We start from the raw sequence: 22,217 nt of genomic DNA, 5'->3' as shown, positions 1-22,217 counted from the left end.
TCGGTTTTCCGCCACCCCCGCTTCTGGTTCTTCGGTGCGGTCGCCTTACCGGCCATAATGCCGGCACCCTGCTTTGGCGGGATTACCCGGTGATGGAGGATGTTTCTGGGTGGTGAGGTGGCCGTTTGCTGAGGCGGCTGCCATTACCGGGGCTGGATAACGGTGAACCATACCCCGGTTCAGGCGCTTTGCCCTAAGCAGACCCGTCCTCCAATACCGAGCCCCCAAAACAGGAAGCACAGAGCCGGTTATGCCGGAAGCCCCCGGGCGTAATGGTAACGCCGGGTGTCACGGGAAAGCGGGACAGAGCGACTTTCGAGGCCGCAGGCCGACGAGGAGCCTGTCCCGCTTTCCCGTGGCAGGCCCCGCGGCACCGGTATCCACCGGGTGCTTCCAGCCTGAAAGCCCCTGTACTTCCCTATCCCTTGCCAGGAGTCCGGGGGCTGGGTTATGATACAGGTATGTGCTGGTACTGCGGCTCTCCCGTTACAGATCCCGAACCAATAGGACGCTCCTTACGGTGTGCGGACTGCGGAAAGGATCTGCGGTGCTGCCGGAACTGCCGGTTTTATATTTCCGGCGGCGGCTGTTCCGAATCCCATGGTGAAATACCCCAGGACAAAGATCGGGCGAATTTCTGCGACTGGTTTTCCCTCAGTCCCGCGCTGCGGTCCGCCGGTACCGGGGAAAAGGCCGCCCGGGATGCCGCGTCTTCGGCAAAGACGGCCTTTGAAGATCTTTTTAAATGATGAATACCGATCCTATACTGTTTATTGATTCCGGCATCGGCGGGCTTCCGTACTGCCGCCATTTCCGTTCCAGAAACCCCGCTGAGTCCCTGGTATACACCGCGGACCGGGCAAATTTTCCCTATGGTCCCAAGGATCGGAACGTTCTTATTGAACTCCTGACGGAACTGACGGGCCGTCTGGTGGATTGTTTTGCCCCAAAACTCATAGTGCTTGCCTGCAACACCGCCGCCGTATCCGCCCTGGAACCCCTGCGGAAGCGTTTTCCGGACATTCCCTTTGTGGGGACCGTGCCCGCGGTTAAACCGGCGGTTCTCCAGAGCCGGACCCGGTCCGTCGGGGTGCTGGGTACGAACAGAACCATTGAGGATCCCTATATCGCGGAACTCGCCCGGCAATACGGCCCCGGCTGCCGCGTAACCGGGATTGCCGCTCCGGATCTGGTGGAATTTGTGGAGCACTCCTATGCCGGCGCTGATCCGGAACAGCGGAAACAGGCAGTCCGTCCTTATATCGAAGAATTCGCCCGGGCCGAAGTTGACGGCATTGTGCTGGGCTGCACCCATTTTCTCTTTTTAGCGGATGAATTCAGGGCGTCGGCGGAACCGGGCATGACGGTATACGATTCCGTGGAAGGTGTATCCCGCCGGGCTGAAACGCTCCTGGCGGAGAGTAACCGCGCCGCGCCGCAGGATCATGTCCCGCGGAATATTCTTCTCGTCACCGGACCGCAGCCGCTGGAACCGGCCTGGTCCGGCTGGGCATCTTCCTTCGGTCTGGAACTCTGCGGCATGGAAGCGTGCTACCCGGAGAAACCCGTTCAATGACAGGCCTGGTCATCCGGGGCTCCCGGAATATATTCACCCTCCGGGACGACGGCGGAGGGGAAACCGAATGCCGTATAAAGGGAAAGGTCCTGAAGGGTGTTGAGGGATATTACAATCCCCTGGCCCCGGGCGACCGGGTGGAGTTTGAGCCCGATCCGGAACACCCCGGGACCGGACTCATTCTGAGTCTCCTGGAACGGCGGAATGCCTTTACCCGGTTCAACCAGAAAGGACAGTCCTCCCAGCTTCTGGCGGCCAACGTGGACGTTGTTTTCTGTGTCACCACCCCGGCTTCGCCGCCGTTCCGTCCGCGTTTTCTCGACCGGGCGCTGCTCCAGGGTGATATTGCCAATATTCCTCCAGTGGTGGTGTGCAACAAGTACGACCTATCCGATAATGATCCCGATGTGGAAGAGCGCCTGGAGGATTTTATCAGGATAGGATACCGGGTACTCAGGGTTTCGGCCCATACCGGGGAAGGGCTCGATGAATTCCGGGACCTGGCGGCGAACCGTTTTTCCGTGCTCGTGGGCCAGTCCGGGGTCGGCAAATCGAGTATCATCAACGCCCTGGCTCCCGGAATGGGGCTCAAGACCGGCGCGTTGACTGAAAAATACGACCGCGGGAGTCATACCACCACCATGGCCCGGCTCGTCGAAATCGAAACTCCCGCGGGACCCGCGCGTATCACCGATACCCCCGGTGTCCGGCGTCTGGTTCCGGACGGGATCGGCCCGGGGGATCTCGTTTTTTATATGCGTGAATTCGCGCCCCTGGCGGGGAGATGCAGTTACGGTCTTTCGTGCACCCATGTCACGGAACCGGGGTGCAAGATTATGGAAGCCGTTGCCGCGGGGGTTATCCATGAAGACCGGTACGAAAGTTTCCTCCGGATCCGGGAGGAACTTTTCCTCAAAGAGTCGGCTTCGGAGTACGGTAAAAACCCATGAACGATAAAACTTTCGCCCTCCTGGAATTCGAAATTATCCGGGCCAGGGTTGCCGAGCGGGCCCTGAGCGAGGAGGCTTCGGGCCTTATTACCGGGGATGTTCCCCGGACGGATCCCGATGGGGTCGCTTCCCTCAAGGCGGTGGTTTCGGAACTGACCGCGCTGATTGGTTCCGTTACCGGGGAACCCCGGACGAGTATCCCCAGCATCGGCTTTCTGCTGCCGAAACTGGCCGTCGACGGAGCCGTCCTGGAACTGGACGAAGCCTACGCCCTGGGCCTTTTCGTTGACCGGGCGGAGGAAGTCAGGCTGTGGCTTACGGGAAAGAAAACCGATTCCGGCGGCGAAGGGGAAAGCGGTGGAAGAACCGCTCCGCTTTCCAGGCCCGAACTGTCTCCGGTCCTTGCGGAACTTGCCGCAGAACTGCCCGACTGCCGCCCGGTTTCCCGGGAAGTGTTCCGGGTCCTTACCAGGGACGGCGACCTCCGGGATCTTCCGGAGTTCCGGGAAATCCGGAAGCGCATCCATAATCTCAACCGCGACCTCGACGCCCTCGGTTCCCGGTACACCGGCAGGGAAGAGTACCGCCGCATGCTCCAGTCCGGGCTGCCTTCCCAGCGGGACGGACGGATGGTCCTGGCGGTAAAAGCCAATTTCAGAGGGCGCATCAAAGGCATCGTCCACGAAGTTTCGTCATCCGGCCAGACCCTTTTTATTGAACCCGAGGATGTGGTCGAAAAAAACAATGAAATCCTTATTGAACAGCGCAGGCTCGACGCGGAAATTCTCAAGGTCCTCCGGGAAATGACCGCCGTGATCGCCCGGGAACGGGATTCCCTGGCGGTGCTTCATGAAAAACTTCTTAACCTGGAAACCCTCAGAGCCCGGGCCCGGTACAGCCACGAAACCCGCGGGGTATTCGCCGCCGGAGACGGCCGTATGGACAGCCCCTTGGTGCTCAAACAGGCCCGCCATCCCCTGCTGGGAATCAAGGCGGTGCCCATTGACCTGTCCATGCCCGGAGGCGTCAGGACGGTGATCATCACCGGACCCAACACGGGGGGCAAAACCGTCACGCTGAAAACCGTGGGGCTTTTTGCCCTGATGAACCAGTTCGGCCTGGCTCTGCCCGCTGAGGAAGGAACCAAGCTGCCGGTTTTCGACGGCGTATACGCGGATATCGGGGATGAGCAGTCCATCAGCCAGTCCCTTTCAACCTTTTCCGCCCACATGACGAATATCGCCTCCATAACGGATCAGGCTACCGCGGATTCTCTGGTGCTCCTGGATGAACTGGGGTCGGGAACCGATCCTGAGGAGGGGAGCGCCATTGCCATGGCTATCCTGGATTACCTTATCGAAAAACAGGTCAGGATTCTTACCACCACCCATCACGGGATTCTCAAAAATTACGGGTATACCCGGGAGGGTGTTGAAAACGCTTCGGTGGAATTTGACGGAAAAACCCTTTCCCCGACCTACCGGATCGCCATGGGGATTCCCGGTGAAAGCCGGGCCCTGGACATTGCCGCCCGGAACGGCCTGCGGCCGGACATCACCGCCAAGGCCCGGAGTTACCTTGACGAGGAACGGTCCGATATTTCCGCCCTTATAAGCGGGCTTAAATACAAACACCGGGAACTGGATGATGTCCTGGAAGCGGGCAAAGCCGAGGAGAAACGGCTCCGGGAGGAACGCAGGCAGGCGGACCTCAAGGAACTGCGGCTCAGGCAGAAAGAACTGGATCTCAAAAACAACAGCATGGGTACGGTAAACCGTTTTCTTTCGGAAAGCCGGAAAACCCTCGAAAACCTTGTACGGGAAATAAAGGAAGGGGAGCTTACCCGGGAAAAGACCCTCAAGGTTAAGGAATTTCTCGCCGGACTGGAAGAGTCCGCCGCCGCCCAGGCCGCGGAACTGGAAGCTCAGCAGGAACAGCTCCGGAAGGACCGGAAGGAACTGGAGACCCCCGGTGACGGCGGGCAGAATCAGATTCCGGCAATTGCCCCTGGGATGGAAGTCCTTGCCGGTGAATTCAAACGCCGCGGGACCGTTCTCCGGCAGGATAAAAAGGGAACCTGGATCGTGGAGATCGGGTCCCTGAAAATGGGGTTTCCCGAAGGGGACCTCATTCCGGTGCAGCCCCGGGAGGAAGAAAAAAAAGTTTCCGTCGCTTCCCTGGATCTCGCGGACACCGCCCAGGCCCAGTTCGAAATAAGCCTCCGGGGTATGCGCCTGGAAGAGGCCCTCCGGGCGCTGCAGCGGCAGATAGACGCGGCGGCCCTTTCCGGCCTCTACGAATTTTCAGTGGTCCACGGGAAAGGAGACGGCATTCTGCAGAAGGGGGTTCATGATTTCCTCAGGCGCCAGCCCATGGTAGCGGACTACTATTTTTCCCGGCCGGAACTGGGCGGCTTCGGCCGGACTGAAGTAGTGCTTAAGCGGGGCTGACCGGGTGTTCTGCGCGGACCTAGAAATCCTCCAGAGGGGAATCGGTATCCATGAATTCCGGGAGGGTATACACAATGGTCCCGGACTGGCGGACCCGGATTTCGGCAATGCCCTTGTTGACCAGGGCTTCGAGGTCCCGTTTTGCCTCATCAATTGAAATATCCGCTTCCAGGGCGATTTCGCTGGGGGTAATAATTCCCTTGTTCCGTTTGGCTATCCTGAGGATCGTCCGTTCCACACTTTCGTGTTCCTTGACGATCCGGGTTCCGCCGTCGTTGACGTAGCGCCAGGACTGACCCCGGTGCTGGGAATTCGAACCGATCTGGGACTTATACAGGGCATCCCTGATATTCGCCTCCCGGACCTGGCCGGGGAGGGTGAAAAAGTCATAAATTGAGCCTGCCATGAACATGCCGCCGGTGAACATCCACAGGAGCCCCGTGGGTATCTTCCCCAGATAAAACCGGTGGAAACCCAGAGCCCCGCAGCCCGAAACAAGCCAGAGCAAATACGCTATTCCTACACTGTACACTGGTAACCTCCATCACCAAAACCCGGAAGCCATTGCCGCCGTTACAGGCGGGTTGCATGCACATTCCATGGCATGTGAATCGTTGAAGTTTTTGTTGAAGATGCCGACAAAGCAATCCTAACACAACCGATTATACCAAATATACTATTATTATCCTAGATTCGGCTGCATTATTTTAGGGACAGCCGCAATATGTATTACCCAGTACGGAAGCAGGGAGATACGTTTCGTGGGGTCCTGTCAGATGAAAAGAAATACCACTGTGTGGTGTTTCTTTTCATCTGACACCCCGCGTTTCCGGTTCCGCCATGCTTCTGTGATGGTTGTTCTCTAAATAATGCGGTTGTCCTACCGGTGAGGGGTACTGGGTATGGCAGAACGCTTCCGGCAGCGGGTGGGGCCGCATCCTGGGGATGGTACTGCCCCGCAGTCAAATTCCATCAGTATCGGTATGATTCTGTATACTGCGACTGTCCTGGTACTATTTCAGCGGTTCGTAAACGAGTTTTCCCTGGGCTTTATCAAGCCTGAATCGGACCCGTTTTAGACTCTGGTCCACGTAATAGGCTATTCCGCAGATTTCTATCAGTGTTCCCCGGGCTATCTCACCGCTTACTTCCACCGCGGCGTTTTCATCGGCATTGAGCCGCAGGAGAAGATCCCCGATACGGGTTGAGAGCTTGCCGATTTCATCCTGGAGGCGTTCGGCGAGCTCTTCCATTTTCGCGACCTTCGCGGGGTCGCCGCTGTTTTTTTCCATTAATTCCCGGAGTTTCTGGAGTTTTGCCGTCAGAATTCGGAGCCGGAGATTGAGTTTATCCTTCTCCTGCTGGGCGGTAAAATCGATCCCGCAGTGGATTTTCGTGGTTTTTCCGGATTGTTTGCCGATCATGGCGGCTTTTATACCGTGAACCGCGTATATCTCGCCGCTCAGGATCCTGCCTTTATCGCCCAGATTGAGGTTCTGCATGGTAAAAACACTGGAATTGACGATTTCCGATTCAATGGTAATGGTGCTGCGGCAGGCTACCCGGCAGTTTCTGATGAATTTTGCCTTAAGTCCGCCGCCGGTTTTTACCAGCGCCCTGCCGCGGCCGATTATACCTCCGGTAACGATGAGGTCTTTTTTAGCCACCAGATCCGTCACGTCAAAGGTCTGTTTTACCAGGACCGACCCTCCGGACAATATTTTAAACCCGTCCGCCACGGGGCCTTCGATGATAACATCCCCGGGGAAACTGATATGCCCCGTGGCATAGCCGACCTGGCCTTTTATGACCAGAACCTCATCGACCATCAGCTCACCGTCTTTATCAATGAGCCTCCCGTCAATGGACGCGTAGATTCCCTCATCCTCGCACCGGGTGTTTTTCCCCGAGGAGGCGGTATTCATACGGATGATTCCCTTGGGAATCACCGTACCGTGAACATCTCTTCCGTCGTGGCCTTCTACTTTGGGGTATTTTGAAGCGAGAAGCTGGTCCTTTTTTACCATTACATAGGGGGAAATTGTTTTATAATCCACCCGGATCACATCTTCTCCGGGCAATGTGGTTCTCCGGAGCTCCGGATCCAGACGGAAATACTCGGGGACTTCGTCCTCCGGAGGTTCACCCTGGGCAATAAGTATGTGCTTAACCGGTTTTCCGCTGTTCTGCACCGCCTCCAGGGCGTCCTGGATATTTTCCCAGCGCACACCGTAGGTAACATTGAAGCGGCTCAGGGCCGCGGAAACGTAGTCCGCTGTTAGGGGATGGCCTTTGCCCACAGGGGGTATAAAATCCCCCCATGCCTCGAGATTCTTCTCGGAAAAGGTGATAACCAGGGTACCGTCATTTTTATGGAGATCGAAAAGGGCTGTTTTCTGAGGTTTTTCGGATACCTGCTCCCGGGCTCCGGGGGCCTTTTCTTTCTGCTCTTCCATTAAATTTACTCCATCCCACTTCAATATCGGCTGTTTTCCGCAGAATCGTAAGGCAATTGATCCTTACTCTAACTATACTATTGTTTGCGGGATGTTTCAAAAATGGTGTTCCAGGGTAACCGCAGTATACGCATACTCGGCACAGAAGTATGGAGATACATTTCTGCGGGGCCCGTCGGAGGAAAGGGTGAAGGGCTCCTCGTCGGCCTGCGGCCTCGAAAGTCGCTCCTTCACCCTTTCCTCCGACACCCGGCGCTACCTTGTCATACCATGCTTCTGTGCCGCCCTCCTGTAATACCGCGGTTGCCCTGGCTAGGAGGGGGCTGGGTGAGGAGGCTGTTCCGGGATGGCGGAGTAGCCGGCACTCTGTGGTGCTGCTGTCTTCCGTCCCGGGGAACCCGGAGTGGGGTAAGACTTGCCTCCAGGGGAGGCAAGTCTTTTAGGAGTTTTGCTGAGCAAAACTCCATAACTGGTGCGGCAAGGCTGGAACGAGGGGGAGCAGCCCTCCCGCGCAGGGCAGTATCGAGCCGGTTAAGCCGGAAAGCACCCGGGCCATGATGGTAACGCCGGGTGTCGTATAAAAAGGGGATTGAGCGACTTTCGAGGCCATAGGCCGCTGAGGAGCCAATCCCCTTTTTATACGACAGGACCCGCAGTACCGTTCTCCCCGGGTGCTTTCCGGCATGAAAGACTCTGTGCTCCCCCCTTATCACTTGAAAAAAACCACATACCATTGTATCTTTATGCAAGTTATAGGAATAATTATTTAATAATCGGCATGTGCCGTTGCGTGCGGGGATCCCCAATAATTCAGCAGTGCGGAGAATTGAGTGAAAGAACGTTTAGCGCGCCTTAAAGCGGTCCGTAAATTGATAAAAACTTACCGTATCGAATCCCAGGAAGCCCTCCTGGGGCACCTCCAGAAAGAAGGGTTTATGGTTACCCAGGCGACCCTTTCCAGGGACCTCAAACTCCTGAAGGTCGGGAAAGTTTCCGACGGCCATAACGGGTACGTATATACCCTTCCCGGTGACGATGAACGCCAGGAAACCGAACGGACCTATATTCACGATTTTCTCCGGGGGTACGTGTCCATCGACTGGGCCGGGAATATGGTGGTTATCAGGACGTATTCGGGACATTCCGATTCCGTTGCCCTGGCGGTGGATAACCTCGCCCTGGAGGATGTCCTGGGGACTATTTCCGGAAGGGATAACACGGTATTTGTTTGTCTCCGGGAAGGTGTCACCGGGGATGATTTTATGCGCCACATGAAGGAATGTATCCCCGAACTGGAAGATTAATCCGTTTTGACCGCTGCGAAGGGATACAAGTTTAATAATAGTACAAGGAAAAACCCATGGATTACAAGAATCTGGATGAAACCGGGGCGTATGCCAAACTGCTGAGCCGGGTGCCGGCGGGTAAACCCTATGATATCGCGCCGCTGCTGGATGAGCGGCGGGTTGCCTCCTGCCTGCTGCCCATGGCCGGGGGACTTTCTTATTCCTGGGCCGCGAAGGCAGTGAATACCCCGGAGCTGGAACTGCTCCAGGCCCTTTCGGATGAGCAGGATCTTATCGGAAAATACAGACTGCTCCTGGACGGCGAAATTATGAATCCCGGGGAGGGCCGCAAGGTTCTTCACCATCTGCTCAGGGGCCAGCTTGGGAAGCCCGTTATATACGAAGGAAAGGATCTCGGCGAATTTTACGCCCGGGAGCTGGAACGGTTCTCCGTGTTTGCCGATCTCGTCCGGAACGGAAAAATTCTGGGCAGTACCGGCAAGTCCTTTGAGTACGCCGTGCAGATCGGCATCGGCGGCTCCGACCTCGGTCCCCGGGCGTTGTACCTGGCCCTGGAAAACTGGGCCGTCGCGGCGGGACGGAAAAAACTGTCCGCCCGGTTTATTTCCAACGTTGATCCCGATGACGGCGCCCAGGTGGCCGCTTCGGTGGATCTGGAGCGGACCCTGTTTATCCTGGTTTCGAAAAGCGGGACCACCCAGGAGACCCTGGCCAATGAGCTTTTTATCAAGGGTAAACTGAAAAAAGCCGGTCTCGATCCCAGCAAACACATGGTGGCGGTCACCAGCGAGACGAGTCCCCTGGCGCACAATCCCGATTATCTGGATTCATTTTATATCGACGATTTTATCGGCGGACGGTATTCTTCCACCTCCGCCGTGGGCGGGGTAATCCTTTCCCTGGCCCTGGGCAGGGAAACCTTTGCGGAGCTTCTGGAAGGCGCCCATGAAACGGATAAATCCGCCTTAGAGAATGATATCATGAAAAATCCCGCCCTGCTCGATGCCCTGATCGGCGTCTGGGAGCGGAATTTTCTCGGATTTCCCTCGACCGCGGTGCTTCCCTACAGCCAGGCGCTGTCCCGTTTCCCGGCGCACCTCCAGCAGCTTGATATGGAGTCCAACGGCAAACGGGTAAACCGCCGCGGAGAAGCCCTGGATTACGCCACGGGGCCCGTGGTTTTCGGGGAGCCCGGAACCAACGGCCAGCATTCCTTTTACCAGCTCCTGCACCAGGGGACGGATATTGTTCCTCTGCAGTTTATCGGGTTTCTGGAGAGCCAGCTGGGAGACGATGTTGAAGTGGACGGCTCGGTGAGTCAGACAAAACTAAAGGCAAACCTGGCGGCCCAGATCGTTGCCTTTGCCAAGGGCAAAGCGGATCCCAACGGAAACAAGTCGTTCCCCGGCGGCCGTCCCTCGAGCCTTATCTGCGGAAAAAAACTCGATCCCCGGGCGCTGGGCGCGCTGCTGGCCCATTTTGAGAATAAGGTTATGTTCCAGGGATTTGTCTGGAACCTCAACAGTTTCGACCAGGAAGGGGTCCAGCTCGGGAAGGTGCTGACCAAACAGGTCCTGTCCGGTCAGTCCGGAGACTCCGCCCTGGATGCCTACAGTAAGCTTCTGGGTATCCTATAGTTAATAATTTAGATTATTTAACTATTTCCGATTGTAGGTGTTTCTGATATACGGAATTAAGTCCTTGTATCAGAAACTTAAATTAAGGGAGTATATGAAACAGACCATGCTTGTCCCCGCGGGAAGCGGTTGGAAAGAAAAAAATATCGGTGATTTTTCCGGTCCCGTATTTTCCATGATCGGGGAAGAGTGGATGCTTATTTCCGCCGGCGCCGGTCAGGACTGGAATACCATGACGGCTTCATGGGGAGGCCTGGGGGTTCTCTGGGGGAAAAACGTCGCTTTTATGTTCGTGCGGCCCTCAAGATATACCTTTGAGTTCACCGAATCGAACGATCGATTCAGCCTGTCCTTTTTCGGTGACGGCCAGCGGAAGGCTTTGGCTTTCTGCGGGGCAAACTCCGGCCGGGATTCGGACAAGGCCGCGGAAACCGGACTGACTCCGGTTTCGTTCCCCGACGGCAGCATCGGATTTGATGAGGCGGTGCAGGTAATCAGCTGCCGCAAACTCTATGCCCACGACTTCGATCCCGGCGCGTTTCTCGATCCGGGTATCCTCGGCGCCAGCTATCCCGCCGGGGATTTCCACCGGATGTACATCGGGGAAATAACCGCGTACCGGACCCGCGTCTGAGGTTCCGTCAGGAGCCTTTGCACAGACCGCAGGCAAAACGGATGGTATTGGGGTAATGCTCGGGAGTCAGAAAAAGTTCCCGGTCCGACGGCCCGTTGATACGTTTCCAGGTTTCGGGCAGGTACGGGACCAGTTCTCTGCCGGCGGTGCCGCTGTTGACCAGGGCTTCGGCAAGGTGCGGTTTCGTCCGCAGCGCCGAGGCAAGCCGTGAAGCTTCGTCCTGGGGCAGTACCGTTATTGTCTGGGCGGGCAATCCCGCGGACAGGAATCCCGCGTCATCGGAAAAGGGTGTGGGCATCAGCAGGATGTTTTTGAGGGATATATTCCGGGCGCATTCCAACGCGCGGCTTTTCAGTCTCTGGATCTCCTTCCGGGTTCTGGTGATACCATCCCCGTCTTTTCCCTTGAGCAGATAGTCCACTGTGGTTGAGATGATGATCGTATCGCCGGTTCCGCAGGCGTCGAAGATAAAGAACTCCGTCCCTCGGATACCGATATTTTTAAGTCCCGCTGCAAGGGTATATGAACCCTGGTCCCTGACCCCCTGGCCATGGTTCAGTTCTTCCTTATCGGTAAAAACCATCATCCAGTTTCCGCCGCTGTCTTCCTTTAATTTTACCGCCGCCTCCAAAAGCTGAAAGATCCCCGCGCTGTTGTCATTGGCCCCGGGACTGCCCTGGACCCGGTCGTAATGGGATACCAGGACGGTGAGCCCCGGGGTCTGGAAGGAACTGCCGCCGGGAGGCGCTACGAGGAAATGGCGGGCTCCTTCAATCTCAATAACCGAATGGCTGAGGCCGAGTTCCTCCAGCAGATTTTTAAGAATACTGAACCGGTCGGCGCCGGGGGCGATAAACTCCCTGAACTTCGGGAGCTCCAGAATAGGCATGGGTTCACTATACCAGAAAACGCCCCGTATGGGGTAGCAGTCGGGTACCCTGCCTTTGAGGAGAGTCTGGGGAGCAGAGACTTTTCTGGTATCACCCAATCGTGACATGCCCACACATACCCAGTCCCCACCGCAGGGCAGCACAGAGCCGGTTAAGCCGGAAAGTACCCGGCCGTATCGGTAACGCCGGGTGTCTGATAAAAAGGGGATTGAGCGACTTTCGAGGCCGCAGGCCGCTGAGGAGCCAATCCCCTTTTTATCAGACAGGCCCCGCAATATAGGTAAAAACCAGGTGCTTTCCGGCTTGTAAGACTCTGTTTTGCCCGGCCAGCTTGACTCTGTTCCTCCGAATGGGTACTCATATAGTAATGATATACGCACAGATTAATGATCCCGAACTGGAAAAGGGGCTTGCCCTGCTTCCGGAAGACGGAATAACCCGGTTCTCCATGCTCGGAGGCACCATTAAGGGGGCGCTGCTGGCGGGAACCCGGATGGCTGTCCAGGCCCGGGCGAACCACGAACTGGGAATACTCGAAAGTCTGGCCCTTTCCCAGGGGCTCATCGGTACCGGCCTGGCGTCCGCCACCATCAAGGACGGTGACCAGATCGGTATACGGATGGACTGCACCGGCCCTCTGCGGGGATTTTCCTGTGAGGCAAGCTGGGACGGAAAAGTCCGGGGGTACCTCTTTACCGACGGGATTGTCCTTGACAGGCCTCCCGGAAGTTTCGATCTCAAGCCGTATATCGGCCGGGGGACCCTCAGTGTCATCCGGAAATCCCCGGACAACGAACCCTACACCGGCCATATTGAGCTTGTCCACGGCCGTATTGCCGAGGACATAACCGAATATTTTCTCCGTTCCGAACAGACCAGGACAGCTCTGGCGCTGAGTGTGCATTTTGACCAGAAAGGCCGCATCAGCGGGGCAGGGGGGCTTTTCTTCCAGGCCTTGCCCGGAGCGGACGATACGGATATGGAGGATACGGAAGTCAGGATGCAGGAGATGGTTTCCCTGGGAAACTGGTTCGCCCAGGGAAAAAGCCGGGAGGAATTTCTGGCGGAGTGGTTCGCTGCTTTTGACGTGCAGATCCTGGCCCGGACTCCGGTATGTTTTGAATGTTCCTGTTCAAAGGAGCGTTTCTTATCGTACCTGAAAGCCCTGGGACCAAAAGAACTCCGGGATATGGCCGAAAAAGGACCGCTTCCCCTGGAGACCCGCTGCCATTACTGCAATACCCGGTACGTTTTTTCCCGGGATGAGCTGGAATCCCTCATCGGGGATTGATCCGGGGCAGCTGCATTCTATACTGAACACAGAAGTGTGAGGATACAATTCCGCGGGGCGGGTATTCGCGGTCCGCGGAAGCGCCGGGTATGGGATGGTGTTTCCGGTATCGTACGGGGCCGATCCAGGTGTTACAGTTTCTCGGCCGTGAAGGACCTTCCGGGGGAAACAATCTCGTCCTGGGCTTTGACGATATACAGCTCCTTGCTTTTCGCCCGGGACGTGGCTTCCATGATGCCGAATATCGATGCCGCCGCTTTTTCCAGGGCATGGCCGGCGTGGCGGGTTTCAAGATACCGTGCAAGGAACAGCGCCGTTGTAAGGTCTCCGGATCCGGCGGTATTTTCATCCAGGATGAGTTCCCTGGTGGTAATGCGGTACAGCCCGCTGCCGTCGGAGACGAGCATGGATAAGTGGCCTTCGGGGGTATCGCTTCCCCGGTAGCTGGTGACCAGCACGATCCGGGGACCCATGGCATGCACCGCGTCGATGGCTTTTCTCGTTTTGTCTATGGTATCGGCGCTTATCCCCGTAAGGGCCTCCAGCTCAAACTGGTTGGGCGTCACAATATCCGCCAGGGGAATTACTTCATTCTTGAAAATTTCGGGAATCCCCGGCCGAACGTAAAAGCCCCGTCCCACATCCCCCATAACGGGATCGCAGCAGTACAGAAGACCCGGAACAATATTCCGTATTTTTTTTACCGTTTCAATAATCGCGTGGCCGACCTCGGGATCCCCCATATAACCCGAAAGCACCGCTTCGCAGTTATGGAGCACCTCCCGTTCTTCCAGCCCCAGGATCAGCTCCCCCACAAGATCGGGGTTGAGTACAATACCCCGCCAGGAACGGTACCCCGTGTGGTTTGAAAATTCTACTGTGTTGACTGCCCACACATCATATCCCAGCCGCTGGAGCGGAAAGGTTGCTGCGGTATTCCCCACATAGCCGTAGGTAACATGCGATTGGATGGAAAGTATGGCCATGGTTATTTCTTTCTCCTGAAAAGTTTGCTGAAAAACAGGATTATATAATCGAAAACATTCGACGGTTTCCTTCCGTACTTGCGCGAAAAATCCATGGCCGCGTCGGCAATGGAATAGTTGACCCCGTATTTTTTCTTCAGAAAATCCCAATGCTTGGCGATCCAGACGTACAGATCACTGGGTGTCCTGTCGGGAAAGTTATAATACAGCCGTTCATCCCTGATGATTTCTATAATAGGGTCATACACATTGTTGTACCAGGATACCAGGGCATCGGAAAACTCTATCTCGATATTGGAATTTTCGTTGAGATAATACTTATGAACCAGAATATGGTTGTAAATCACATCGTACCGTCCGGGAACCGAAAAATCCAGATCGTAGCAGTCGGTCAGCTTCCCGAAATTTGTTTTCTCGTAAAAAAGTTTTTTTTCGTATTCGATTACGGCCCCGCGCAGTTCATCGGTGGTCATTCCGGGCTTAATCTTTACTTCACTGGAAAGGCTCACCACCTCCGCGTCAATGGCTCCGATGCCCTGTGCCCGGGCAACCGACACCCGGTGGTTCCCGTCCCGGACAAAATAGACCCCGCCGATTTCGTAGAGCTGGATAGGGGGCAGGATAATATCTTTGAGATGGGCTACGTCGACCCGCTCCCAGCGGGACCGGAGATGCTCGGACTTGGGCAGAAAATATTTGTTGAAATCCCGGTAGCGGCCTTCGCTTCCTACAATAAGATTGATAGGAACCACCTGCATGCCCTTATAAGTCTCATTCTTCGGCTGGAGGATTTCCTTGACATCGTTGAAGGACAGGAGTTTGTCCTTGTCGGTGTTCATAAAATTCTGAATTTTCGACAGCAGCGCCTTGCCCCTGGCCTTGGAAAAATCATCCGCCGCCTGCATTTTGTAGGTATCGCTCATTTCTTATCCTCGGTATCAATAAGATAATGACTGTAGACGTTGATTATCGTTGTTTCATGGTACTGGGATGTACGCAGGTCGCTGAGGTCATAGAGGTGAATATGACCGTGGAGCAGATATTTGGGCTTAAATACCCGCATAAACCAGAGAAAGGCTTTGAATCCCCGGTGGCATGGATCGGGCCGGTCATGGATGCCCTCCGGTGACGCGTGGGTCAGGAGTATATCCAGGAAACGGCCTTTGGTAATACGGTAATAGAGCATTTTGGGAATAAGCTTGAGTATTTCCAGGTTCATCTGAAAATTCGTAAACTGGTTCTCCCCGTGGTTGTACACCAGGGACCCGCCGAGTCCCGCGATAATGAGATCCCCTTCGCGGATGATCCGGGATCCGATATGCACGGCGCCGGAACCTTTGGGATTAAGATCCTGGGTGTCCCAGGCGCTGCTGATATGGTCGTCAAAGGTTTTCCGGTAATAGCGAAGTTCCTTCAGGTTGTGGTTGCCGAACACGAAGAGCACGGGTTTATTGAGGCTTGAGACAATGAATTCGAGGTAATCCATGGGCAGGTCGCCCGCGCTGAGAACGAGATCAATGTCGGCAAAGCGTTCCTTGATCGAATTCGTGTACACCAGAGGATCAATCTGATCGGAAACGCAGAGGATTTTCATCAGCGCCGTTTTGGGCTGGTGCCTTTCAGCTCAACATTCTGCATCAGGTTCTGCAGCTGATCCTTGCCGAAAAGTTCCACCGGCCGGGAATCGGCGAATTCCGCTGCCGGCCGGGAGAATCCGGAACTGGTGATTATCACCGCGCGGGTTATATTGAGCTTCTTTATCTCCTCCAGAATATCCCTGATTTTCGTTTCATCCACCATTTCCGGCATCCTGAAAAACCGTATCAGCCGGGGCATTTTCCGGACATTGCGCCACTTGGCGGAATCGTTTTCCATGGCGATGATGTCGCAGCCGTTGGGCAGGGATTTCATGTCCTGCACCTGCAAAGCCATGGACTGGGTTACGATGGCTTTGCACAATTCCAGGTACTCCGCCTGGCCCGCGGTGAGGTAATCCTTCATCTTATCGTCGGCCCTGAATTCCTGATACTGGGACAGCTTTTCCCCCACATCCCGGAAATTCTTCTTTTTAGCGTATATTTTGTCCCACTGGGCGATGGCTTTATCCAGCTCCCGGTTCTTCTCGAAACACATGGCGAGAAAATACCGCGCGTAAAGGGCATCCTGGTTCCCGTCGTCGGTGATAGCTTTTACCGCCCGTTCCAGTTCCGGAATCGCCTTGTCCACGGCATTCATGGACATGTAGATACCGCCCCGTTCCACCAGGGCTTTTATTTTGAACTGGGCATCCCGCTGGGCTTTTTCAAAAGACGCCAGGGCGGCGTTGTAATCCTTGGAATCTTTCTGGAGTTTGCCCAGGTAAAAATGGGCCTGGGCATTGTCGGGCTGGAATTTAAGGGCTGTCTCCAGTTCCGCCCGGGCTTCGGAGGATTTTTTATCCTTGTACAGCATGGCTCCCAGTTCATAATGAACTTTGCCGTCCCGGGGACTGAGTTCCGCCGCCTTTCTGAGGTAATTCAGGGCCATGTCGCTGCGGTTGCGCTCCATAAAGAGCTTCCCCGCCCAGTAATAGTTGTCCGCCTTGCGGGGGTCCAGCTTAATCAGCAGGACATATTCCTTCAAAGCCTCTTCAATCTGGCCGAATTTTACGTACAGCTGCGCCATATTCTGCCGAAAATCAGATTCAGGGATATTTTGCCCGATGAGGCCGATCTGGTTGACCGCCTTGAACTCCATCAAGGCGAGTTCCGCCTTGTTTTCGGCGAGGTAGGCTTTGCCGAGGTAATAATGGGCTTCGGCGTTTCGCTGGTCCTTTGCGATAATGGCTTTTGCGGTTTTTATAGCTGTCTGGACTTTTCCGTTTTTGAGGAGATTCGCCAATACTTCAACCCGTTTTGGCGCGGCCAGGGATTTTATCAGGAAAAAAATCAAAAACCCGACGGCCACACCGAGAACGATGATGATTGCGATCACTATATTCATGACTTTTCCTGTTTCGATATGGTATCTTTATTATAGAAGAGTAAAGATTTTATGAAGTCCTGTCAAACCATGGGTATGCAGGATGTCCACAGTATCATTAGTGCTCAGCACAGCATCATGGAAATACCAAATCTGCGGGGCCCGTCGGATGAAAAAAATCCCGCACAGCGGTTTTTCTTTTCATCTGACACCCCGCGTTGCCTTGGGTAGACCATGCTACTGATCGTATATACTGCGGGTGTCCTTCCATAGGGGCTGGGTATGGGGGGCTGTTTTCGTAGGATGTGGCTGCCTAGCTGGTGGCGGTGCTGTCCATCGGGTAATCCCGTATGTATGCTATGGTTCCTGTAGAATAAAGAACTATCGGAATCATGCCGATAGTAATAATATTTTGCTGCGGGATAGTACCATCGCCGCTGCCGGCCTTACACCCTTCCGGACCTGTTCGATCATACGGAGTACCCCTCAAAAGCAGGGTAACCGCATGATTGGTAGATAACCGGACCGGAAGCATGGGGGAGAAAAGGTACCGTGGGGTGCCGCAGTATATGGGGTCCGAGCGACTTTCGAGGCCGCAGGCCGACACGTCGTGTCCAGAGGACACGGAGCCGGACCTCATATACTGCGGCAGGACCCCGAGCTTGTTTATATCATGCTTCCGGTTTGAGCAATAAAAATAATGCGGTTACCCTGATGGCAGTAATTTGGAGTATAGATTTATGGTGAAAAAAACACTGGCGTTTCTGGTTCTCGGCTGTATATTCGGTCTGCCTCTTTTCGGACAAACCTCGTTTGCCCGGGGGGAAGAGCTTTTTCTGCAGAATAAACCCCAGGAAGCCCTGGTATTCCTGGAAGCCGCCGCCGCGGAGGATCCCGCCAATGTTACCGCCGCCCTGTACCTGGGTATCGCCTACCAGCAGCTTGACCGTGTCGACGAGGCTATCGCGGTCTTCCGGAAAATTCTTCCCAGGGCCGGGACAAAAACGGCGCTGATTGCCTACAACCTGGGAAATGCGTATTTTAGTAAGGGCAGCGCGTCCTTCGCGGAACAGTATTATACCCAGGCTATTGAGGCTGATCCGGCCTTTGCCTCGGCGTATCTCAACAGGGCCAATACCAGAGTCCGTACGGGCGCTCTCAATGATGCCATTCCGGATTACGAACATTTTCTGAGCCTGGAGCCCACATCCCCGAAACGGCCGGAAATTGAGCAGCTTGTGGGCTTTATCCGGGCGGAATTCGCGGCGGAGGAACAGCGGCAGATCATCGCCGAGGCTCAGGCCAAGGCGGAAGCCGAACGGAGGCGTCAGCTTCTGGAGGAAGTTTCCGCCTCCCTCCAGGCGGCGGCGGAGGAAACCAAGGGCCTGTCCGCCGGGACCGAGGATGTTCTGGGGTACGAAGGTGAATTCGAATTGGAATAACCCTTGGAAAAGAAGGCTTTTTTGCTGAACACCCGGATGTAACCCTGGGTTCTTACAGTGGTTGTTTGAAATAAACAGCCGTTTTGGCGAATAATTGATTTAGGTGATATTTTATGGATAAGAAGAAGGTTTTTATCGGTGTCGGCGCCGGTGTCGTCGTAGTTGTACTGCTTATAATCGGCGCGTTTCTGTTTTTCAGACGAGGGGGCGGCGGCGATGCCGTCTCCGATTCCCGCACGAACACCCTTTCCCTGGCCAGGGAATATATTCAACAGGGTGAATACCAGCGGGCTCTGGATCTGCTGGACCGGCTCCTGATAGACAATTCCTCGGATATCGACGCACGGTCACTCCGGGATGAGGCCATACTTGCCTCAAGGGGCGCCCGGGATGCGGCGGAGCAGAGGGCCCGGGAACAGGAAGCCCTCAACCGGGAGGCCCTGACCTCCGCGGTAAGCGCCGGCGCGGCGGCGTCAGGGGGCAGTAACGCCGCGGTCCAGCAGCCGCCCCAGGTCCGGACACCCAGCGCCGAAGAAATCGCCGCCCAGCGTCGGGCGGAGGAAGAACGCCAGAGAGTACAGGAAGAAAACCGGATCCGGCAGGAAGAAGCCGCCGCCGCCCGGGCCGCCGCGGAGGCTGAACGCCGGGCCGCCGCCGAGGCGGAGGCCGCCAGGGTCAAAGCCCAGGAGGAAGAACTGGCCAGGAAATCCCGGGAAATTCAGAACCAGATGCGGGTCGTCAACGACCTTATCTCCCAGGGAAAAACGGCCCTCGAGCGGAACGACCTGTCCGGGGCGTCTTCGTCCTTCGGGGAGGCCCTTTCCCGGCTGCCTCCGGGGGAGGCGCGGTTTGAGGCACAGAAGTACGCGGAGATCGCCGACGCGTATTACGATACCTACAGCACGGCTCCGGACAGCGAAGCCGGTCAGGCCGCGGTTAAGGAGGCCATTTCCCACGCCAGGACGGCGATTCAGAAGGATCCTTCCCAGGCGCTTCCCCACTATACCCTGGGCAAAATAAACCGGGACCTCCGGCAGTGGGACAACGCCATCACCGAACTTAAAGAAGCAGTCCGGCTCGATCCGGGGAATTACCTGTATTCCTTTGACCTCGGCCGGGTGTATTTTAATTCCCGCAAATACGCCGACGCCCGGCAGGCCTTTGAAACCACCACCCATCTTAAAAGCGATTTCGCTCCGGCGTGGTACAATCTCGGCGGAACCCTCCGGGTGCTCGGCCGCCAGGACGAAGCGTTAGCCGCCTACCGGAGGGCCGTGGGTATAACCCCGGATTACGCCGTAGCCCACCGGGAGATCGGCCGTATCCTTTACGCCAAGGGAGATACCAAAGGTGCCATCGATTCATTCGGAAAAGCCCTGCAGTACGCTCCCAGCGATGTGGCTTCTCTCCGGGAAATGGGAGCCGCCCTGAGCGCCTCCGGGGATTACGCCGGAGCTGAATCCTATTTCGGCCGGGCCCTGCAGGCCGCCCCTGACGACGGCCAGACAAACTACAACATGGCGGTGGTCAAACTGGCCCTGGAAAAACCCGCTGATGCCCTGACCTACGCGAAAAAAGCCGCCGACTCGGCGCCTTCCAATGCGTCGTTCCAGTACACCCTGGGGCTCGCATGCGAGGAAAACGGCGATATCGACGGGGCTATTTCCAGCTATACCAGGGCGGTTTCCCTGGATAAGGCCTATGTCCGCCCCCGGATTAATCTCGGCCGCTTGTACCTGGAAAACGGATTCCCGGACCAGGCCCTTGCCCTGCTTACCGAAGCCTACAGCGCGGAGCCGAATTCCTTTGAGGTCAACAATAACCTCGGCGCCGCCTACGCCAGCAAGGAAGAATGGGCGAAAAGCGTACAGCATTACGAAAAAGCCCTTTCCGTGGACAGCGGAAACGCCACTGTCCGGGTTAACCTCGCCCGGGCATACGTTGGGGCGGGCAACCTCAACGCCGCCAGGGACGCGTACCTGGCGGTGATCAAAGTCGCCCCGAATAACTGGGACGCCATACTGGAACTGGGCAAAACCTACGCAAGCCTGGGTGATCACACGTCGGCCAAGAAATACCTTTCGGACCTTCTCACCCGCAACCCCGATTACTCCAGAAAGGCGGAAGCCGAACGGATCCTCGGAGGCCTGTAGGATGCAGCCAAAGACCATACAGAACTGGGTTTTCGGCGGAATCCTGGTTCTGCTTTTTCTTTTGGTTTGCCGGCTTTTTTTCCCCTTCTTCTCGGTGCTGCTCTGGTCCTGTTTATTGTACGTTCTGTTCAGTCCCCTCCATCACCGGGTTGTAAGAAACATCGATCCCGATACAAAAAAAGGAAAGCTCCTGCGCAGCCTTTGGGCGGGAGCTTTTTCCATCGGTACCGTGGTGCTGATCCTTATTCCCCTTTCCTTTGTGGTGTTCCAGTTTTCAAAACAGATTTGGGAACTCATGAACAGCGCAAAAACCGTGTTCGCCGACGGCTCTGAGATCTTCAAAAATACCCTTCATACAATTTCTGAATTTATCCGCAATGTGTCTTCCGGTTATATCGATATAAGCGCCGATGAAGTTCAGGCCAACATCATGTCCTTCCTTACGGGAGCAATCCAGCAGGTTATGCAGTGGGGAACCGATGTGGTCCGCAATGTGGGATCGTTCTTCGTGAACCTGGTCTTTATGATTTTCTGCCTCTTTTTCTTTTATCTCGACGGCGCGTATCTTTCCAAACTGCTGTTCCACGCCATCCCCATCCGCAAGGAATATACCGACCAGCTGGTGGGGAAATTCAAGGATATCACCCGAAACCTGTTCATGGGGTATATTATGGTCGGGTTAATTCAGGCTGTGGTGGCGTACATAATTTTTCTTATCTTCCGTGTACAGGGCGCTTTTGTATTTGCCATACTGATTATTTTCTTTTCCTTTATACCCATGCTTGGTCCGGTGGTTATCTGGCTGCCTATCGGTATTTTCTTTATTGCCCAGGGCCATATTGGCCGGGGAATTCTCTTTATGGCCATCTGCACGGTGACTGTTTCATCCCTGGATAATATCCTGAGACCCCTCTTTTTAAAGGACCGGGTAAAACTCCATCCCCTGATCATCTTTTTCGCCATCCTCGGGGGCGTCAGCGCTTTCGGATTCAACGGCCTTATCCTGGGGCCCATGGTGGTCATCCTGTTCCTGACCGTTCTTGATCTGTTCCTGAGCGAGCATAAAATCCGGGAGAAATAAGCCGGCGGTCCGCAATTTCCTGCAAATATCCCAAAAAAGGCTCTTCCCGCACCGGCTTCTGATGACGGGGGACGGCCTTTTCTGTATAATACTAACCATTGGAACCCCAGTCTGCTTTTCCGGAGGAAAACATGAATGCCATTGTAACCGTGGTAGGGAATGACAAGGTCGGAATAATCGCCAAGGTCAGCGCGTTCCTGGCGGAGCGCAATATCAATATCGAAGATATCAGCCAGACCGTATTATCCGGCAATTTCGTCATGATGATGATGGTGGATCTTTCCCATAGCCTGAAACCCCTGGAAACGGTCAAAAATGAGCTTTCCGCCATGGGCGAGTCCATGAATGTCTCCATCAGTGTCATGCATGAACGGGTGTTCAGCGCCATGCACCGTATATAAGG

19 protein-coding genes are annotated in these 22,217 nt (G+C 55.5%); 12 read left to right on the top strand and 7 right to left on the bottom strand.

What is annotated here, in order from left to right; all coding sequences use genetic code 11:
* Window positions 1-461 precede the first annotated feature (461 nt).
* From JFL75_RS06645 to JFL75_RS06630, 4 genes are read left to right on the top strand one after another with little or no spacing between them, the layout of a single operon-like run.
* Window positions 462-749: a hypothetical protein gene (locus JFL75_RS06645; RefSeq protein ID WP_215625902.1), complete on the top strand. Its 288-nt coding sequence runs from the start codon at window positions 462-464 to the stop codon at window positions 747-749.
* Window positions 746-1,576, top strand: coding sequence for a glutamate racemase (murI, locus tag JFL75_RS06640; RefSeq protein ID WP_223292784.1), 831 nt, complete (start codon window positions 746-748; stop codon window positions 1,574-1,576). Before JFL75_RS06645 ends, murI begins: the two co-directional genes overlap by 4 nt.
* Complete coding sequence (gene rsgA, locus JFL75_RS06635) at window positions 1,573-2,526, top strand: ribosome small subunit-dependent GTPase A (protein WP_215625901.1); 954 nt, start codon at window positions 1,573-1,575, stop codon at window positions 2,524-2,526. Before murI ends, rsgA begins: the two co-directional genes overlap by 4 nt.
* Complete coding sequence (locus tag JFL75_RS06630; RefSeq protein WP_215625900.1) at window positions 2,523-4,976, top strand: endonuclease MutS2; 2,454 nt, start codon at window positions 2,523-2,525, stop codon at window positions 4,974-4,976. Before rsgA ends, JFL75_RS06630 begins: the two co-directional genes overlap by 4 nt.
* A gap of 19 nt (window positions 4,977-4,995) precedes the next feature.
* Here the strand turns inward: JFL75_RS06630 and JFL75_RS06625 are convergent, their stop codons facing one another.
* Entirely contained in the window at window positions 4,996-5,508 is a 513-nt protein-coding gene (locus JFL75_RS06625; RefSeq protein WP_215625899.1) for an NINE protein, read from the bottom strand.
* A gap of 481 nt (window positions 5,509-5,989) precedes the next feature.
* Window positions 5,990-7,432: a flagellar assembly protein A gene (locus tag JFL75_RS06620; RefSeq protein ID WP_215625898.1), complete on the bottom strand. Its 1,443-nt coding sequence runs from the start codon at window positions 7,430-7,432 to the stop codon at window positions 5,990-5,992.
* A gap of 830 nt (window positions 7,433-8,262) precedes the next feature.
* Between JFL75_RS06620 and JFL75_RS06615 the strand changes: the two genes are divergently transcribed.
* From JFL75_RS06615 to JFL75_RS06605, 3 genes are all read left to right on the top strand, one after another.
* Window positions 8,263-8,736, top strand: coding sequence for an arginine repressor (locus tag JFL75_RS06615; RefSeq protein ID WP_215625897.1), 474 nt, complete (start codon window positions 8,263-8,265; stop codon window positions 8,734-8,736).
* A gap of 56 nt (window positions 8,737-8,792) precedes the next feature.
* Window positions 8,793-10,376 (top strand): glucose-6-phosphate isomerase, encoded by a 1,584-nt coding sequence (locus tag JFL75_RS06610; RefSeq protein WP_215625896.1) that lies wholly within the window; start codon window positions 8,793-8,795, stop codon window positions 10,374-10,376.
* A 94-nt stretch (window positions 10,377-10,470) separates the two neighbouring features.
* Window positions 10,471-11,010: a flavin reductase gene (locus tag JFL75_RS06605; protein ID WP_215625895.1), complete on the top strand. Its 540-nt coding sequence runs from the start codon at window positions 10,471-10,473 to the stop codon at window positions 11,008-11,010.
* A 7-nt stretch (window positions 11,011-11,017) separates the two neighbouring features.
* Here the strand turns inward: JFL75_RS06605 and JFL75_RS06600 are convergent, their stop codons facing one another.
* Window positions 11,018-12,007 carry a M28 family peptidase gene (locus JFL75_RS06600; RefSeq protein ID WP_223292783.1) on the bottom strand — a complete coding sequence of 330 codons (990 nt, stop codon included), beginning with the start codon at window positions 12,005-12,007 and terminating at the stop codon, window positions 11,018-11,020.
* Between the two features lie 260 nt (window positions 12,008-12,267).
* Here JFL75_RS06600 and JFL75_RS06595 point away from each other — a divergent pair, with 260 nt between their 5' ends.
* Complete coding sequence (locus JFL75_RS06595; protein WP_215625894.1) at window positions 12,268-13,191, top strand: Hsp33 family molecular chaperone HslO; 924 nt, start codon at window positions 12,268-12,270, stop codon at window positions 13,189-13,191.
* Window positions 13,192-13,322: 131 nt separating this feature from the next.
* On the opposite strand, the gene pdxY is transcribed toward JFL75_RS06595, so the two are convergent.
* The 4 genes from pdxY to JFL75_RS06575 are packed head-to-tail and all read right to left on the bottom strand — an operon-like array spanning window position 13,323 to window position 17,159.
* Entirely contained in the window at window positions 13,323-14,177 is an 855-nt protein-coding gene (gene pdxY / locus JFL75_RS06590) for a pyridoxal kinase PdxY (RefSeq protein ID WP_215625893.1), read from the bottom strand.
* 2 nt (window positions 14,178-14,179) lie between these two features.
* Complete coding sequence (locus tag JFL75_RS06585; protein WP_215625892.1) at window positions 14,180-15,100, bottom strand: transcriptional regulator; 921 nt, start codon at window positions 15,098-15,100, stop codon at window positions 14,180-14,182.
* Window positions 15,097-15,771 carry a metallophosphoesterase gene (locus JFL75_RS06580; protein ID WP_215625891.1) on the bottom strand — a complete coding sequence of 225 codons (675 nt, stop codon included), beginning with the start codon at window positions 15,769-15,771 and terminating at the stop codon, window positions 15,097-15,099. Before JFL75_RS06580 ends, JFL75_RS06585 begins: the two co-directional genes overlap by 4 nt.
* Entirely contained in the window at window positions 15,771-17,159 is a 1,389-nt protein-coding gene (locus JFL75_RS06575) for a tetratricopeptide repeat protein (RefSeq protein WP_215625890.1), read from the bottom strand. The genes JFL75_RS06580 and JFL75_RS06575 overlap by 1 nt, the downstream gene beginning before the upstream one ends.
* Window positions 17,160-17,878: 719 nt before the next feature.
* Between JFL75_RS06575 and JFL75_RS06570 the strand changes: the two genes are divergently transcribed.
* The 4 genes from JFL75_RS06570 to JFL75_RS06555 all read left to right on the top strand — a co-directional run bounded on the left by JFL75_RS06570 (window position 17,879) and on the right by JFL75_RS06555 (window position 22,215).
* Complete coding sequence (locus tag JFL75_RS06570; RefSeq protein WP_215625889.1) at window positions 17,879-18,580, top strand: tetratricopeptide repeat protein; 702 nt, start codon at window positions 17,879-17,881, stop codon at window positions 18,578-18,580.
* Window positions 18,581-18,693: 113 nt separating this feature from the next.
* On the top strand, window positions 18,694-20,733 hold the full coding sequence (locus tag JFL75_RS06565) for a tetratricopeptide repeat protein (RefSeq protein ID WP_215625888.1): 2,040 nt from the start codon (window positions 18,694-18,696) through the stop codon (window positions 20,731-20,733).
* Between the two features lies 1 nt (window position 20,734).
* Entirely contained in the window at window positions 20,735-21,814 is a 1,080-nt protein-coding gene (locus tag JFL75_RS06560) for an AI-2E family transporter (RefSeq protein ID WP_215625887.1), read from the top strand.
* A gap of 131 nt (window positions 21,815-21,945) precedes the next feature.
* A complete protein-coding gene (locus JFL75_RS06555) occupies window positions 21,946-22,215 on the top strand; it encodes an ACT domain-containing protein (RefSeq protein ID WP_215625886.1) in 270 nt (89 codons plus the stop codon).
* The last annotated feature ends 2 nt before the right edge of the window (window positions 22,216-22,217 follow it).

Source organism: Breznakiella homolactica (genome assembly GCF_016616095.2).
In the GTDB taxonomy this organism is placed as follows: domain Bacteria; phylum Spirochaetota; class Spirochaetia; order Treponematales; family Breznakiellaceae; genus Breznakiella; species Breznakiella homolactica.
Note: the sequence above shows the minus strand (reverse complement) of the source record. Positions and strands in the feature narration are given on the sequence as shown.